Annotated in this window: 13 protein-coding genes; 5 read left to right on the forward strand and 8 right to left on the reverse strand. The window is 50.0% G+C overall.

Translation table 11 applies throughout. From position 1 onward, the window contains the following. Positions 1-35 precede the first annotated feature (35 nt). Positions 36-1,010 carry a tryptophan--tRNA ligase gene (gene trpS, locus AC4BAN_RS02010; protein ID WP_490562689.1) on the forward strand — a complete coding sequence of 325 codons (975 nt, stop codon included), beginning with the start codon at positions 36-38 and terminating at the stop codon, positions 1,008-1,010. An 80-nt stretch (positions 1,011-1,090) separates the two neighbouring features. On the opposite strand, the gene AC4BAN_RS02015 is transcribed toward trpS, so the two are convergent. The 6 genes from AC4BAN_RS02015 to AC4BAN_RS02040 form a co-directional block, all read right to left on the reverse strand. Further along, positions 1,091-1,618 carry a hypothetical protein gene (locus tag AC4BAN_RS02015; protein WP_490562690.1) on the reverse strand — a complete coding sequence of 176 codons (528 nt, stop codon included), beginning with the start codon at positions 1,616-1,618 and terminating at the stop codon, positions 1,091-1,093. A 336-nt stretch (positions 1,619-1,954) separates the two neighbouring features. Beyond that, positions 1,955-2,323, reverse strand: coding sequence for a methylglyoxal synthase (locus tag AC4BAN_RS02020; RefSeq protein WP_490562691.1), 369 nt, complete (start codon positions 2,321-2,323; stop codon positions 1,955-1,957). Positions 2,324-2,422: 99 nt separating this feature from the next. Then, positions 2,423-3,265 (reverse strand): 1,4-dihydroxy-2-naphthoyl-CoA synthase, encoded by an 843-nt coding sequence (locus tag AC4BAN_RS02025; protein WP_490562692.1) that lies wholly within the window; start codon positions 3,263-3,265, stop codon positions 2,423-2,425. A gap of 142 nt (positions 3,266-3,407) precedes the next feature. Next, positions 3,408-3,617 carry an alkylphosphonate utilization protein gene (locus tag AC4BAN_RS02030; RefSeq protein WP_490562693.1) on the reverse strand — a complete coding sequence of 70 codons (210 nt, stop codon included), beginning with the start codon at positions 3,615-3,617 and terminating at the stop codon, positions 3,408-3,410. Positions 3,618-3,766: 149 nt separating this feature from the next. Beyond that, positions 3,767-4,966: an MFS transporter gene (locus AC4BAN_RS02035; RefSeq protein WP_490562694.1), complete on the reverse strand. Its 1,200-nt coding sequence runs from the start codon at positions 4,964-4,966 to the stop codon at positions 3,767-3,769. Positions 4,967-5,328: 362 nt separating this feature from the next. Then, on the reverse strand, positions 5,329-5,724 hold the full coding sequence (locus AC4BAN_RS02040) for a hypothetical protein (protein ID WP_490562695.1): 396 nt from the start codon (positions 5,722-5,724) through the stop codon (positions 5,329-5,331). 152 nt (positions 5,725-5,876) lie between these two features. On the opposite strand from AC4BAN_RS02040, the gene hppD reads away from it, so the two are divergent. Then, positions 5,877-6,971, forward strand: a complete 1,095-nt coding sequence (gene hppD, locus AC4BAN_RS02045; protein ID WP_490562696.1) for a 4-hydroxyphenylpyruvate dioxygenase — start codon at positions 5,877-5,879, stop codon at positions 6,969-6,971. Between the two features lie 153 nt (positions 6,972-7,124). Continuing rightward, positions 7,125-8,861 carry a phospho-sugar mutase gene (locus AC4BAN_RS02050; RefSeq protein ID WP_490562697.1) on the forward strand — a complete coding sequence of 579 codons (1,737 nt, stop codon included), beginning with the start codon at positions 7,125-7,127 and terminating at the stop codon, positions 8,859-8,861. 464 nt (positions 8,862-9,325) lie between these two features. Here AC4BAN_RS02050 and dnaB read toward each other — a convergent pair whose 3' ends face one another. Then, a complete protein-coding gene (dnaB, locus tag AC4BAN_RS02055) occupies positions 9,326-10,903 on the reverse strand; it encodes a replicative DNA helicase (protein WP_490562698.1) in 1,578 nt (525 codons plus the stop codon). A 156-nt stretch (positions 10,904-11,059) separates the two neighbouring features. On the opposite strand from dnaB, the gene AC4BAN_RS02060 reads away from it, so the two are divergent. Both AC4BAN_RS02060 and AC4BAN_RS02065 read left to right on the forward strand, forming a co-directional pair. Beyond that, positions 11,060-12,439 carry a UDP-N-acetylmuramate--L-alanine ligase gene (locus tag AC4BAN_RS02060; RefSeq protein WP_490562699.1) on the forward strand — a complete coding sequence of 460 codons (1,380 nt, stop codon included), beginning with the start codon at positions 11,060-11,062 and terminating at the stop codon, positions 12,437-12,439. A gap of 19 nt (positions 12,440-12,458) precedes the next feature. Continuing rightward, a complete protein-coding gene (locus AC4BAN_RS02065; RefSeq protein WP_490562700.1) occupies positions 12,459-13,265 on the forward strand; it encodes an exonuclease domain-containing protein in 807 nt (268 codons plus the stop codon). A 61-nt stretch (positions 13,266-13,326) separates the two neighbouring features. Here the strand turns inward: AC4BAN_RS02065 and AC4BAN_RS02070 are convergent, their stop codons facing one another. Beyond that, positions 13,327-13,923: a hypothetical protein gene (locus tag AC4BAN_RS02070; protein WP_490562701.1), complete on the reverse strand. Its 597-nt coding sequence runs from the start codon at positions 13,921-13,923 to the stop codon at positions 13,327-13,329. Positions 13,924-13,927: the final 4 nt, after the last annotated feature.

Here is a 13,927-nt window from a genome sequence, read left to right on the forward strand (position 1 = left end):
TAACTTGCACCTGATAACTTAATACCTAAGAATACATGGCACGTTACCTTACCGGAATACAAGCAACTGGCAGACCCCACCTGGGCAACCTGCTTGGGGCGATCATTCCAGCTGTAGAACTATCAAAAAAGTCTGATCAGGAGTCCCTGTTTTTTATAGCCGACCTACATTCGCTTACCAGTGTGCGAGATGCTGCCTTGCTGCGTAGCAATACGTATGCCGTAGCTGCGGCCTGGCTTGCTTTTGGTTTCGATACGGATAAGCATATTTTCTACCGTCAGTCAGATGTACCGATGGTCACTGAGCTCACCTGGTACCTGAGCTGCTACACGCCGTTCCCGATGCTGGCAAATGCACATTCGTTTAAGGATAAGTCTGCCCGCCGTGGCCTTTCTGATGTGAATGCGGGCCTGTTTACTTACCCTGTGCTGATGGCGGCTGATATTTTAATGTATGACGCCAATATAGTGCCGGTAGGAAAAGACCAGATGCAGCACCTGGAAATTACCCGCGACATTGCCAGCTCCTTTAACCACACTTTCGGCGAGACCTTTGTACTGCCAGAGGCCCGGGTTGATGAAGCTGTGATGACGGTGCCAGGGATTAACGGCGAAAAGATGAGCAAATCGTACGGAAACATCATAGATATCTTTGAGGCTGACAAGTCGCTCCGGAAAACGATCATGAGCATTGTAACCGACAGTACCGCCCTGGAAGAGCCCAAAGACCCAGACAGCGATACCGTGTATCAGCTTTTCAGTTTGCTGGCCAGTCCTGAGGAGGTGCAGACCATGCGCCGGAACTACCTGGCAGGTGGCTATGGTTACGGCCATGCCAAACAGGCACTCTTTGAGGTAATCATTCGAAAATACGCAAAGGAGCGGGAGCTTTTTAATTATTACATGGAGAACCTGCCCGAGATAGACAAGAAACTTCTGGAAGGCGCTGAGAAAGCGAAAGCCATTGCAACGCCGGTGTTACAGCGCGTGCGGAAAAAGGTAGGATTTTAATTTGTTTAAAGCTAAAGTATAAAAAAAGAGCGACCTGCATAAACTGCAGGTCGCTCTTCTTGTATTACGCTACACGGTTGTTACATATTGCCGTAATAACGGTTATAACGGTCGTTATATTCGTTGTTATCCAGCATTCCGTCATCATTGTTATCCCACAGGCCAAAAATACCATCAGAATATTCTCTTTCATTTAGCATGCTATCGCCATCTTTGTCCCAATCGCGGTAATAGTTGCCCTTAGCATAACCGGTTCTAAACTCGTTCTCGTCTAGTCTGCTGTCCTTGTTCAAATCCCAATCCGCCCAATTCTGACCTTCCATCCCAAAGTCACGATTAGCGGTGTTCCACTCGTTCTCATCGATAAAATTATCGTCATTAGTGTCCCAGGTCATGAAAGAACCCCTGGTAAACTCGTTTTCGTCTAGCAGGTTATCATCATTTTCATCCCAGTCACCATAGCTTCTGTTCGAGGCGAAGGTAGTACCGAAACGCTCATTGTCCCAGTTATCCATTACGCCGGCATCCGTATCGGCGGTTGTTTCAATCACTTCATTTTCTTCGGCGGTTTCATATCCATCGCCTCCACAGGCAACCATACCTGTCATTAGGGTAACACACAAACCGGTACCAAGTAATTTGATCAATTTATTATTTTTAGTCTTCATAGTCGTTGTTTGTTTATTATTTAAAATTATAACCAATAGTACATTACAGTTTACGGTTGCTTAGTGGCTTAAGGTTTAAATAGCCTGCACAGCGTAGTGAAAAGACCAGGAACAGCAGTGAAGGGGCAGTTTGTTTGAGGCAAGCCAAGTGGAAACTGCTATACAGCACGATCTAAAATATAACTATTTATATTTTATAAGTCACGAAAAAAAGTGCAACTGCAAAAGTATCAGCTTTTGCAGTTGCACCTTCATATTTAATGACAGTGGTTTGTATTAATCCTGCTCCTGTACTATCAGATCGGCTGAAGCCCTATTCAATGCAATCGGAATATTATTCAGAACAGCCGTCCGGATCAGGGTCTGGATATCGTGCTCATGTCCGTGCGGGGTTTCGGCGTCAATAAAAAAGATCACCTTGTCCACTTCTCCCTGCAGTATTTTGGCCGCCAGCAGTATATCGCCTCCGCTTGGCCCATGCCCGAAAGGTTTTACACCCAACTCCAGCATTTCGTTTATTAAACGGGAGGTGTTGGAAGTGCCAATAAGCTGGTGATGCTTTAACCTGTCGTAGTTTACCTTACACCAGTTAAGCAGGTCATTTTTCCGGCTGTTATGCGCGATCAATGCAATGGTTTTTTTCATGGATATACATTAAACTTGCTTCCTGAACAAGACTAAAGGTAGCATAAAACCTGGATTACCTTCACACGGCTAACAATTTAATAACCTACTGACTCCCAGTTAAGGAATCCATTTGATGTCTTTGAAATTCGGCTTACGCTTCTCTAGAAAGGCATTTCTGCCTTCTTTGGCCTCCTCGGTCATGTATGTTAAGCGGGTGGCCTCGCCTGCGAAAATCTGCTGCCCCACCATGCCATCGTCGGTGGCGTTAAAGGCAAACTTCAGCATTTTAATTGAGGTCGGCGATTTTTCCAGTATTTCCTGTGCCCAGGCATAGGCCGTATCCTCCAGTTCCTCGTGCGGAATCACAGCGTTTACCATGCCCATTTCATAGGCATCCTGGGCCGAGTAATTTCTTCCCAGAAAGAAGATTTCGCGGGCGCGCTTCTGGCCTACCATCTTGGCCAGGTAAGCAGATCCGTAGCCACCGTCAAAGCTGGTAACATCGGCGTCAGTCTGCTTAAAAATAGCGTGTTCCTTGCTGGCCAGCGTCAGGTCGCAGACCACGTGCAGGCTGTGCCCGCCCCCAACAGCCCAACCCGGCACTACGGCTATTACTACCTTGGGCATAAAACGGATAAGACGCTGCACCTCCAGTATGTTCAGGCGCGGCATCCCGGCTTCATCCACATAACCCTGGTGGCCACGGGCGTTCTGGTCGCCTCCGCTGCAAAATGAGTATACGCCGTCTTTGCTGGAAGGGCCTTCCGCAGCCAACAGCACCACACCGATCGAGGTATCTTCGCGGGCATCCAGGAAAGCCTCAAACAGCTCGCTTACGGTTTTAGGGCGGAATGCATTGCGCACATTAGGCCTGTTAAAGGCAATGCGTGCCACGCCATCCGATTTCTTATAGGTGATGTCTTCGTATTCTTTAACGGTAACCCAGTTTGCCTTGCTCATATTTCTATTGTTTTGGACTGCAAATATAATGGCTCCACTCCTTTTCTGCCATACTTTTACGCCACACTATAGCAGGCACCCGGAAAGCATACACAATTTAACTGTATGCGATAAAGCCGCCAGAGGCGTATCAGCGTTTGTGCTAAGCCTTTTTCAGGTACATGGTTTTAAGGACCACCTGACTTTTTCCGATGCGACACTCTACTTCTTCGGGACTGCCGGTTAAACGTATGTTTTTGATCACGTTCCCGCGTTTCAGGGTGGTGGGCATGCCTTTTACTTTCAGGTCTTTGACTACATGCACCGAATCGCCGTCAGCCAGTAGGTTCCCGTTGCTATCTACTACATCCATTAATTATCAGGTGTATATTTTAGTCAGCATGCGTTTGCAGCTAACAAATGTCGAGTTTTGATTCAGATAAGCAAGGGGAAACTCTCGTATTTATGGGGCGCCCCCCTCCCCTGCTGCAACCACTTTACTGTCCTATCCACTGTGCTGAACTACTCATTTACAGGTGCGAGTGGCTTATTCAGCTTTGGTACTGGCATGGCAAGGAAGTATAAAATGACCACCACCGTCATAACGGCAGTGAGCAGGAAGGCTGTGCTCGCCCCGAACCTGAACCATATGAAACCGGTTAGCGTGCTGGACAGCATCGTGCAGATGCTTTGGAAACCCGCATAGGTGCCTATGGCTGTAGCAGTGTCTTTTTTAGAGGTGATGTTGCTGATCCAGGCCTTCGAGATCCCCTCTGTGGCCGCCGCATACACACCATAGATAAAAAACAAGCCATAGAATACATACAGATTCACATTATAGGACATCCCAAAATACACCACTGCAAACAAGGCAAGCCCCACCAGGTAAATGGTTTTGAGCCCGATGTTATCGGCCACGATACCCACCGGAAAAGCAAATAACGCATAGATCAGGTTGTAGAAAATATACACGCCGATCACCATCGTATCATCTAGCCCGGCCTGCTTCGCCTTTAAAAGCAGGAATATATCTGAGCTGTTGAACAATGTAAAAACAAGCAGCCCGATCACCACCTTGCGGTATACCAAAGGGCTTTTTCTCCAATAATGAACAAAGGCGAAAAAGGGGGTAGGTACATTTGAAACCTTGGCAACGGGTAGCTGCTTTTCGCGCAGCACAAAGGAGGTTAACACCGCCAGCAGCCCCGGCACGAAAGCAACAAAGAACAGGGTTCTGTAGTCCTCCGGGTAAAAATAAAGGTATACCAAAGCCAGCACAGGCCCCAATACCGCACCCAGGGTATCCATCGATCGGTGAAAACCGAACACCTTGCCTTTCGTTTCAGCAGTTGCCTCGTCAGAGAGCAGGGCATCGCGCGCGCCGGTACGGATTCCCTTACCAAAGCGATCGAGGGTACGGGCCAGAAATATCCAGAAGGGGAACAGGAAGATCGCCATCATCGGCTTGGAGATTGCGCTCAGTGAATAGCCCAGTTGCACAAAAGGCACACGGCGACCCACGTTGTCGGATAACTTGCCAAAATAGCCTTTGCTCAGTCCTGCCGTAGCCTCCGCCACTCCCTCCAGTATCCCGATTAGCACCACAGAAAAGCCAATACTTTTTAGATAGATGGGAAGAATGGGGTACAGCATCTCGCTTGCTGTGTCGGTGAACAAACTTACCAGTGATAAAACCCAGATGGTGCGCGTGATGTGTTTCAATGAGCAGACGACAGTTTTAAAGATGGAAAGGTTACCGCTGTACTTTTACACAGGGAAGGTTGTTGCTTAATAAAGCAGTATACTACATGCTTTATAATTGGCTACACGTTTTTTGTGCCGCTTTGGCTAAATTCTTGAAAAGGATTTTGAAATGAGATCAGCTTAACCCGTTTCCATACTTTAGCTTATACGTTTTGGTTTGTCGCGAGAGCTTCTCGCTACAAGTAAACAGCTATTTATAAATGGCCGCCATACTTAGCACAATAAAAAACCCGCGCCTGCTTCTGTAAGGTTTACAAAAGCAGGCGCGGTAAGTAGGCGCTTTACCAAAGGCAGGCGCCAGTTACATACTATCTGTTTAATTATTCAGCCGTCCAGAGCACACGCTCCTGGTCAGCGAGTACCAATAAAACGCGTGGGGGGTTAGCCACCAGAACCAGGCGCATCTCAACACCCGGAAAAGAATCCGACTCGACCCAAACACCCTCTTGCTCCTCATTGCTTAACTCCAGGTTGGTCAGGGCGCTTGCCAGGTAAGCAGAGGGCAGCAGCACATCGGCATCAGACTTGATCTTGCCGTGCACATCCTCCAACACATCCTCCATGTAATCTCCGTATTCCTCGTTAAAGTTGTCTTCCAGGTCGTGGAGTTCTTCTTCCATATCATCGTAACGCTCATCATTGTAATCCAAAGCATTCAGTGCCTGCTTCTTCTCCAGGATACTAACAATAGAGCTGTTCAGTGCGTTTGCGTTCATGGCGTCTCTGTGTATATTTTTACAAAGTTGAAAACATGCCTTAGCAATTGCAAGTAATCGTAATGATAATTTGTATGGCCCTAAGGGGTTTTGATAAAACTTTAAAAGCTGTATTTTTACATAAATCATGATTTAACCTACTCTTAGAAATTATGGCTACCGATATTCTGCCTTTAAATGGCACCGATTATATTGAGTTTTATGTGGGCAACGCCAAGCAGGCAGCACACTTTTACCAGACGGCTTTTGGCTTTAAGTTAGTAGCCTACGCTGGCCCCGAAACCGGCATCCGCGACCGCGCCTCCTATGTGGTGCAGCAGGAAAAAGTTCGCTTTGTTTTTACCACCTCCCTTAACCCAGAGTCCGACATATCGCAGCATGTGCAGCGGCACGGCGATGGCGTAAAAGTGCTGGCCCTGTGGGTGGACGATGCCCATAAGTCTTTCCGCGAAACCGTGGAGCGGGGCGCCAAGCCTGCCCTGGAGCCCCAGACCCTACAAGACGAGCACGGCGAAGTAAAAGTAGCCTCCATTCATACGTACGGCGACACGATCCATACTTTTGTAGAGCGCTCGAATTACACAGGACCCTTTTTACCGGGGTTTGTTGCCAAAGAAAGCATCCTGCAGGTAGAGCCAGTGGGCCTGAAGTATGTAGACCACTGCGTGGGCAATGTGGAGCTAGGCAAGATGAACGACTGGGTGGAGTTCTACGAGAAAGTGATGGGCTTTAAGCTGCTGCTCACCTTCGATGACAAGGACATCAGCACAGAGTACACGGCCCTGATGTCGAAGGTAGTTTCGAACGGGAACGGCTACATCAAGTTCCCGATTAACGAGCCTGCCGCCGGAAAAAAGAAATCACAGATAGACGAGTACCTGGAGTTTTACAAAGGAGCCGGGGTGCAGCACATCGCCATCGCCACCAATGATATCCTGCACACGGTAAGCGAGTTGCGCAAACGCGGGGTGGAGTTCCTGTATGTACCCGAAACATATTACGAAGACCTGGTGAAGCGCATCGGCCATATTGACGAGGACATGGGCGAGCTTAAAAAAATGAACATCCTCGTGGACCGCGACGACGAAGGGTACTTGCTTCAGATCTTCACGAAACCTGTGGAAGACCGGCCAACCGTGTTCTATGAGATCATCCAGCGTAAAGGAGCCAAATCGTTCGGAAAAGGCAACTTTAAAGCCTTGTTTGAGGCCATCGAACGCGAGCAGGACCTGCGCGGAAACCTCTAACACGGAAATAAAGTATAGATTCCGGTAAATATTCCGGGGCAAATGCTTTCGATACACAAAATCACACCAGTTCTTTCGGATGTGCTACAGGTACAGAAACAGCTGGTGTGATTTTTTATGCGATTTCATTTATAACATCACTTAACAACGACAATGATCGACACTACCATACGCCAAAAAATAGACAGCTGGCTGGCCGGCAACTACGACGAAGCCACTAAAAAAGAAATCAGCGGCATGCTGGAGCGCGACGAGCACGAGACCCTTTCCGATGCTTTTTACAAAGACCTGGAGTTTGGCACCGGCGGCTTGCGCGGCATTATGGGCGCCGGCAGCAACCGCATGAACCGCTACACGCTGGGCATGGCCACACAGGGCCTGTGCAATTACCTGAAGCAAAACTTCCCTGGTGAGCAGGTAAAAGTTGCCATTGCTCACGACTGCCGTAACAACTCCGATGTGTTTGCCCGAATCTCCGCAGAGATATTCTCGGCCAACGACATTAAAGTATACCTGTTCGAGGAACTGCGCCCCACCCCGGAGCTTTCGTTTGCCATCCGGCACCTGGGTTGCCAGAGCGGCGTGGTGGTAACGGCTTCGCATAACCCCAAAGAGTATAACGGCTACAAAGTATACTGGAACGATGGTGCCCAGGTAACCGCTCCGCACGACAAGAACATCATCGCCGAGGTGAACAAGATCACGTCTATTGATGAGGTGAAGTTCGGGGCAAAACCGGAAAATATCGAAATGATCGGCAAGGAAGTAGACGAGGCCTACATACAGCGGGTACTGGGGCTTTCTGTCTCAAAGGAGGCCATCCAGCGCCAGCACGACATCAAGATCGTTTACTCCTCCATCCATGGCACCGGTATTACGCTGGTGCCGGAAGTACTCAAGCGCTTCGGTTTTACCAATGTGCATGTGGTGCAGGAGCAGGCCGAGCCAAACGGCAACTTCCCGACCGTGGTTTACCCGAACCCCGAGGAGAAAGAAGCCATGACGCTGGCCCTGAACAAGGCCAAAGCGCTAGACGCCGAACTGGTAATGGCCACCGACCCGGACTCTGACCGTGTGGGCATCGCCGTTAAAAACCTGAAAGGCGAATTCGTGCTACTGAACGGTAACCAAACCGGCGCCCTGCTCATCAATTACCTGCTGCAGGCCTGGCAGAAAGCCGGAAAGCTGACGGGCAACGAGTTCATCGTCAAAACCATTGTAACCACCGACCTGATCAAAGACATTGCCGAAAGCTACGGCGTGAAACACTACGAAACCCTGACCGGCTTTAAATACATAGCGGAGAAGATTCGTGAACTGGAGGGCAAGGAAGTATACATTGGCGGCGGCGAGGAAAGCTACGGCTACATGATCGGTGATTTCGTGCGCGACAAAGACGGCATCTCGGCTTGTGCCCTGATTGCTGAGATGGCCGCTGTAGCCCGTGATAATGACCAGAGCCTGTTTGAGATGATGGTGGAGATGTACACCAAGTATGGTTTTTATAAAGAGGAGCTGGTGTCGTTCACTAAAAAAGGACAGCGCGGCGCCGAAGAGATCCAGCAGATGATGGCCGACATGCGCAGCAATCCACCGCAGTCTATTGCGGGCTCTAAGGTAGCGGAGATTAACGATTACAAGATGAGCACCCGCAAACTGGTAAACACCGGCGAGCAGCAAACCCTCCACCTGGAAAGCTCCAATGTGTTGCAGTACCTCACCGATGACGGCAGCAAAATATCAGCGCGCCCCTCCGGCACCGAGCCCAAGATCAAGTTTTACATCAGTGTGAACGAACCGCTACAATCCGCAGCCGATTATGACAGCGTGGAGCAGCAACTGGAGCAGAAAATTGAGCAAATACTGATTGACCTGAAACTGAAGGGGTAAACGGCAATTGTAACCTCACCCCAGCCCTCTCCATTTTTTAGGAGAGGGCGTTAGGGCTGTGCTTTTGGCTCGGTTATTTCGTCGTTGCATAAATATACACCAGCAGGTGTGTGCGTAATTAGTCAAGGAAACAACTTATACCTGAATTTTCATACTTGCATTTCCCCTGCTAATAATTCTGATTCTCAAACACCCTGGTTCATCGCTAAAAAAGCCCCCTCTCCTTTTAAGGAGAGGGCTGGGGTGAGGTTAACACGTTCCAGATAAACCGCCCGAAATGTTGCGTTAAACCATACAGCAAGACAATCCTTTCACAAATAACCCGGTTTTGCAACCTAAACCTAAAACAGAAAAGCCGCTGGTTACAAAACACAGCGGCTAATCTAGCTTTGGCTAAAGCTGAAAAGAAATTTTAAAGTCATTTGTATTAGAACAGCATGCACCGTGCACTTATTGTGCTGGCTCTAAAACGGAGGTTCCTCATCGAAATTGGAGGTCGGGAAACCACCGCTGTTACTGTTGCCATCATTCATGCGGCTACCCAACCGGATAGAGCCCGGTGCGTCCGCATCGAAGGTGCTGTTCGGCAAGGCATTGAAGCCTCCCATGCTGTCCCCACCGTAATCCCCGTCTAGGTTCGTGAATTTAGTGTATTTACCGATAAATTTCAATTGCACGTTTTCTAAAGATCCGTTACGGTGCTTGGCAATGATCACCTCACCCACACCTGCGGTTGGGTTGCCCATCTCATCCTCGGTGATACCGTAGTATTCCGGGCGATACAGGAAAAGTACCATGTCCGCATCCTGCTCAATGGAACCGGATTCACGAAGGTCAGAGAGTTGCGGCCGTTTGTCGCCCCCGCGGGTTTCCACGGCACGGCTTAACTGCGACAGGGCGATAACGGGCACGTTCAGTTCTTTTGCAAGCATTTTCATGGCACGCGAGATGGAGGCAATCTCCTGCTCGCGGTTACCGCCACCTTTGCCTTCCGCGTTTCCGCTCATCAGCTGCAGGTAGTCAATAATGATCATCTGAATATCGTACTGCGCTTTCAGGCGGCGGCACTTGGTACGCAGTTCCCGGATGGAGAGGCCGGGGGTATCATCTATAAAGATAGGCGCCTCTGTGAGCTTCGCTATTTTATGGTTGAGCTGTGCCCACTCGTAGTCCTCCAGGCTCCCTTTCTTGATCTTTTCTGAATCCAGTTCAGCCTCCGAAGAGATCAAACGATTCACCAGCTGCAACGACGACATCTCAAGTGAGAAGATTGCAACGCCCTTGTTAAAGTCCACGGCTGCGTTGCGCATGCACGAAAGCACAAAGGCGGTCTTACCCATGGCCGGACGTGCCGCCAGGATAACCAGATCTGACTTCTGCCAGCCCGATGTCACCCGGTCAAGGGCGATCAGGCCGCTAGGCACACCGGTCAGGCCATCGGCCTGCTTGCGCTTCTCCTCCAGTTCCTTTATGGCCTGGTGCATGAGCGAGCGCATGTCATCAAAGTTTTTCCGGATGTTGGATTCCGATACTTCGTATAGCTTCGCCTCTGTCCTGTCGAGTAACTCAAAAACGTCAGTAGTATCTTCAAAAGCGCTGGACAGCACCTCGGAAGAGATGGAGATCAGGTCGCGCTTGATCGAGTTCTCCGTTATGATACGGGCATGGTACTCTATGTTGGCGGCCGAGTTTACGCGGGTAGTCAATTGCGTAACATAGTAGGCGCCGCCTGCCAGCTCCAGCTCCCCCTGCTCCCGCAGCTCATGCGTAACCGTTAAAATATCAATGGGCTCCGATTTATCGAATAGTCCCAGGATGGCTTTAAAAATTCGTTGGTGCGCCTCTTTGTAAAAGCTCTGCGGACGCAGAATATCAATCACTGTGGTCAGGGCATCCTTCTCCAGCATCAGAGCGCCTAGCACGGCCTCCTCCAAATCCAGTGCCTGCGGCGGTTTTTTGCCCAGCTCCGATACAACAGGCGCTTTTTTCTGCCACCCGTTGCGGTTGCCCGCAGGCCGCACATTCATTTTCATCTCCTCCATAAGCACAAATTTAACAGATAAGCCGTAGATGTAATCTTTACAAGTGTGTTAATAATCCACAAGATATCCACAAAGTATCCACATATTAGTGTATAGCTATTTTTATTTAGGCAAGGACTTCTAACTTTGCCAGCTTGACATCATATTGCCTGCATTATGGAGAAGAAGGAAATACAGCACATACATCTGATTGCCGTTGGAGGGAGCATCATGCACAACCTGGCACTGGCCCTGCACGACAAAGGCCTGAAAGTGACGGGCTCGGACGATGAGATCTATGAACCGGCCAAAAGTCGCCTGGCCGCTGCCGGCATACTCCCTGCCCAGGAAGGGTGGCACCCGGAAAAGCTGGATGCAAAGCCTGATGCGGTTATACTAGGCATGCACGCGCGCGCCGACAACCCCGAGCTGAAACGCGCGCAGGAACTGCAGCTCCCGATCTACTCTTTCCCGGAGTTCATCTACGAGCAGAGCAAAGACAAGCAGCGCATCGTGATTGGAGGCAGCCACGGCAAAACCTCCATCACCTCCATCATCATGCACGTGCTGCAGCACCTGGGCCGTAAATTCGATTATGCCGTGGGCGCTCAGCTCGAGGGCTTTGACCGCATGGTAAAGCTCACGGACAACGCCCCGATCATCATTATCGAAGGAGACGAGTACCTTTCCGACCCGATCAAACGCATCCCTAAGTTCCACTTGTACAACCACCACATCGGGGTAATCAGCGGCATCAGCTGGGATCATATCAACGTATTCCCCAACCCGGACATATACCGCGAGCAGTTCCGCATTTTTGCCGAGATGACGCCAAAGGCAGGTTCCCTAATCTACAACAAAGACGATGAGCAGGTGCAGCTGGTGGCTGTTCCGCGTAACCCGGCTGATATAGCCTACATCGGTTACGGGGTGCACGAGCACAGCATTAAGAACGGCAAAACCATACTGCACACCAAGAAGGATGGCGACATTGCCATACAGCTGTTCGGCGAGCATAACCTGCGCAACATCAGCGCAGCCAAGGAGGTGTGCAAGAAGATAGGCGTTAAGGCACATGATTTTTATGCGGCGCTCACAACTTTCAAAGGGGCCGCCAAGCGCCTGGAGAAAATCGGTGAGTCGGGTCATTCCGTACTTTTCCGGGATTTTGCACATGCCCCCTCCAAGGTAAAGGCTACCACCGAAGCCGTTAAGGAACAGTTCCCGCAGCGCGAGCTGGTAGCCGTGGTAGAGCTGCATACCTTCAGTAGCCTGAACAAGGATTTCCTGCCCCAGTACGCCGGCGCCCTAGACAAGGCCGATGAAGCCATCGTTTACTTCAGCCCGCAAACAGTCGCCCACAAGCGCATGGAAATGCTGACGGAGGAGGAACTGAAACAAGCCTTCCGAAATCCTGCAGTTAAGGTTTTTACCGATTCCGAGGCCCTGCAAAACCATTTAACGAGCCGCGACTGGCAAAATGCCAACCTGCTGCTCATGAGCTCAGGCACTTACAACAACATTGACCTGGAGGCGCTAAAAAAAGCGGTTCTTTAACCATTTATACTTTTTGGCTATGAAGCTAAACTTAAAGCGCCCCATGGTGTTCTTCGACCTGGAGACCACCGGTACTGACATCTCCAAAGACAGGATCGTGGAGATCAGTGTCCTGAAAATCATGCCGGACGGAGAGGAGATCCTGAAGACGCGCAAGATCAACCCAACCATTCCCATTCCCCTGGAGTCGAGCCTGATCCATAGGATTTATGACGAGGATGTGAAGGATTGTCCCCCTTTTAAGCAAGTGGCCCGCGACCTGGAACAGTTCCTGAAGGGCTGCGACCTGGGGGGGTACAACCTGCTGCGCTTCGACATACCCTTGCTGGCAGAGGAGTTCCTGCGCTGCGACATCGACTTTGACATTGAGAACCGTAATGTGGTGGACGTTTGCCGCATTTTCCACCAGATGGAAAAGCGCACCCTGTCGGCGGCCTACAAGTACTATTGTAACCAATCGTTGGAGAACGCACACAGTGCCGAAGCCGACACCGTAGCCACCTACCATATTCTGATGGCACAACTGGACCGCTACCAACAAACCCCCTACGAGGTTTCGGAGGGAGTGGAAGAGTTTCCGGTGCAGAACGACATGGAGCAACTCCACAAGTTCACGGTACAGAAAACAGCTGACCTTTCTGGCCGCATCGTGTACAACAACACAGGGCAGGAAGTATTTAACTTTGGGAAGTATAAAAATGTATCCGTTGCGGATGTACTGCAGAAAGAACCCAGCTATTACGACTGGATGATGAAAGGCGACTTTCCACTGCACACCAAAAAGGTACTGACACGCATACGACTGCGCAACGTACAGCTATCCTAAATAAAAAGAGCGGGGCTGCCACATCTGACAGCCCCGCTCTATTTAAATGATTTCTGAAATTTTACCTGGCCGATCCTACACGGGTGTTCCGAAGCAAGCCATTGCTTGGCGCGACTTTGTGCACACACGTATTTTCTGCCGATTTGGATGCGCACTCACAGCCCGTTATTTTGTTACCGGAGTAGGTAAAGTAACAGAAACTGCAGCCAATGGAGGCCAGGCACATGTGCTTGGACCCAAGACTACTCAGGTATAAGCTGTTATCGGAGGCGATGTCCAGTTCCAGTGCCATCGAGCGGAAAGAGCCGTTTCGTATGCCCAGGCCTACCAGGTAATAAGCAGCGGTGTCTTCCTTCACTTCCTGCACCTTCCGGATCATCACTTTGTCTACCACCGTGCCATCACCGAACTCGCGGATAAAAGGCTGCAGCAAAGCTTCCTTCTCCACAATATAGTGCACACTGTCTTCCACTACCTGGGCCAGCAACACGCCATCATACTTTCTGGGTGCCGCCTGCCCTTCAATTGTTTCCGTCGGCTCGTCACTCTCTTCCGGAAAAGCCTCTCGCCTGGTACAGGCAGATGCCGCCAGTAGCGCTATCAAAAAACACAGGTAAAAAACAACGCGCCAATAGCGGGTAAGGGTGTGAAGGTGCATACAG

This window comes from Pontibacter sp. GD13 (genome assembly GCF_058216355.1).

What these genes read in the sequence shown, in the direction of transcription:
- trpS (WP_490562689.1), top strand. Translation starts at nt 36, where the DNA reads ATGGCACGTTACCTTACCGGAATACAAGCAACTGGCAGACCCCACCTG.
- AC4BAN_RS02015 (WP_490562690.1), bottom strand. Translation starts at nt 1,618, where the DNA reads ATGACAGGTATGGTTGCCTGTGGAGGCGATGGATATGAAACCGCCGAA.
- AC4BAN_RS02020 (WP_490562691.1), bottom strand. Translation starts at nt 2,323, where the DNA reads ATGAAAAAAACCATTGCATTGATCGCGCATAACAGCCGGAAAAATGAC.
- AC4BAN_RS02025 (WP_490562692.1), bottom strand. Translation starts at nt 3,265, where the DNA reads ATGAGCAAGGCAAACTGGGTTACCGTTAAAGAATACGAAGACATCACC.
- AC4BAN_RS02030 (WP_490562693.1), bottom strand. Translation starts at nt 3,617, where the DNA reads ATGGATGTAGTAGATAGCAACGGGAACCTACTGGCTGACGGCGATTCG.
- AC4BAN_RS02040 (WP_490562695.1), bottom strand. Translation starts at nt 5,724, where the DNA reads ATGAACGCAAACGCACTGAACAGCTCTATTGTTAGTATCCTGGAGAAG.
- hppD (WP_490562696.1), top strand. Translation starts at nt 5,877, where the DNA reads ATGGCTACCGATATTCTGCCTTTAAATGGCACCGATTATATTGAGTTT.
- AC4BAN_RS02050 (WP_490562697.1), top strand. Translation starts at nt 7,125, where the DNA reads ATGATCGACACTACCATACGCCAAAAAATAGACAGCTGGCTGGCCGGC.
- dnaB (WP_490562698.1), bottom strand. Translation starts at nt 10,903, where the DNA reads ATGGAGGAGATGAAAATGAATGTGCGGCCTGCGGGCAACCGCAACGGG.
- AC4BAN_RS02060 (WP_490562699.1), top strand. Translation starts at nt 11,060, where the DNA reads ATGGAGAAGAAGGAAATACAGCACATACATCTGATTGCCGTTGGAGGG.
- AC4BAN_RS02065 (WP_490562700.1), top strand. Translation starts at nt 12,459, where the DNA reads ATGAAGCTAAACTTAAAGCGCCCCATGGTGTTCTTCGACCTGGAGACC.
- AC4BAN_RS02070 (WP_490562701.1), bottom strand. Translation starts at nt 13,923, where the DNA reads ATGCACCTTCACACCCTTACCCGCTATTGGCGCGTTGTTTTTTACCTG.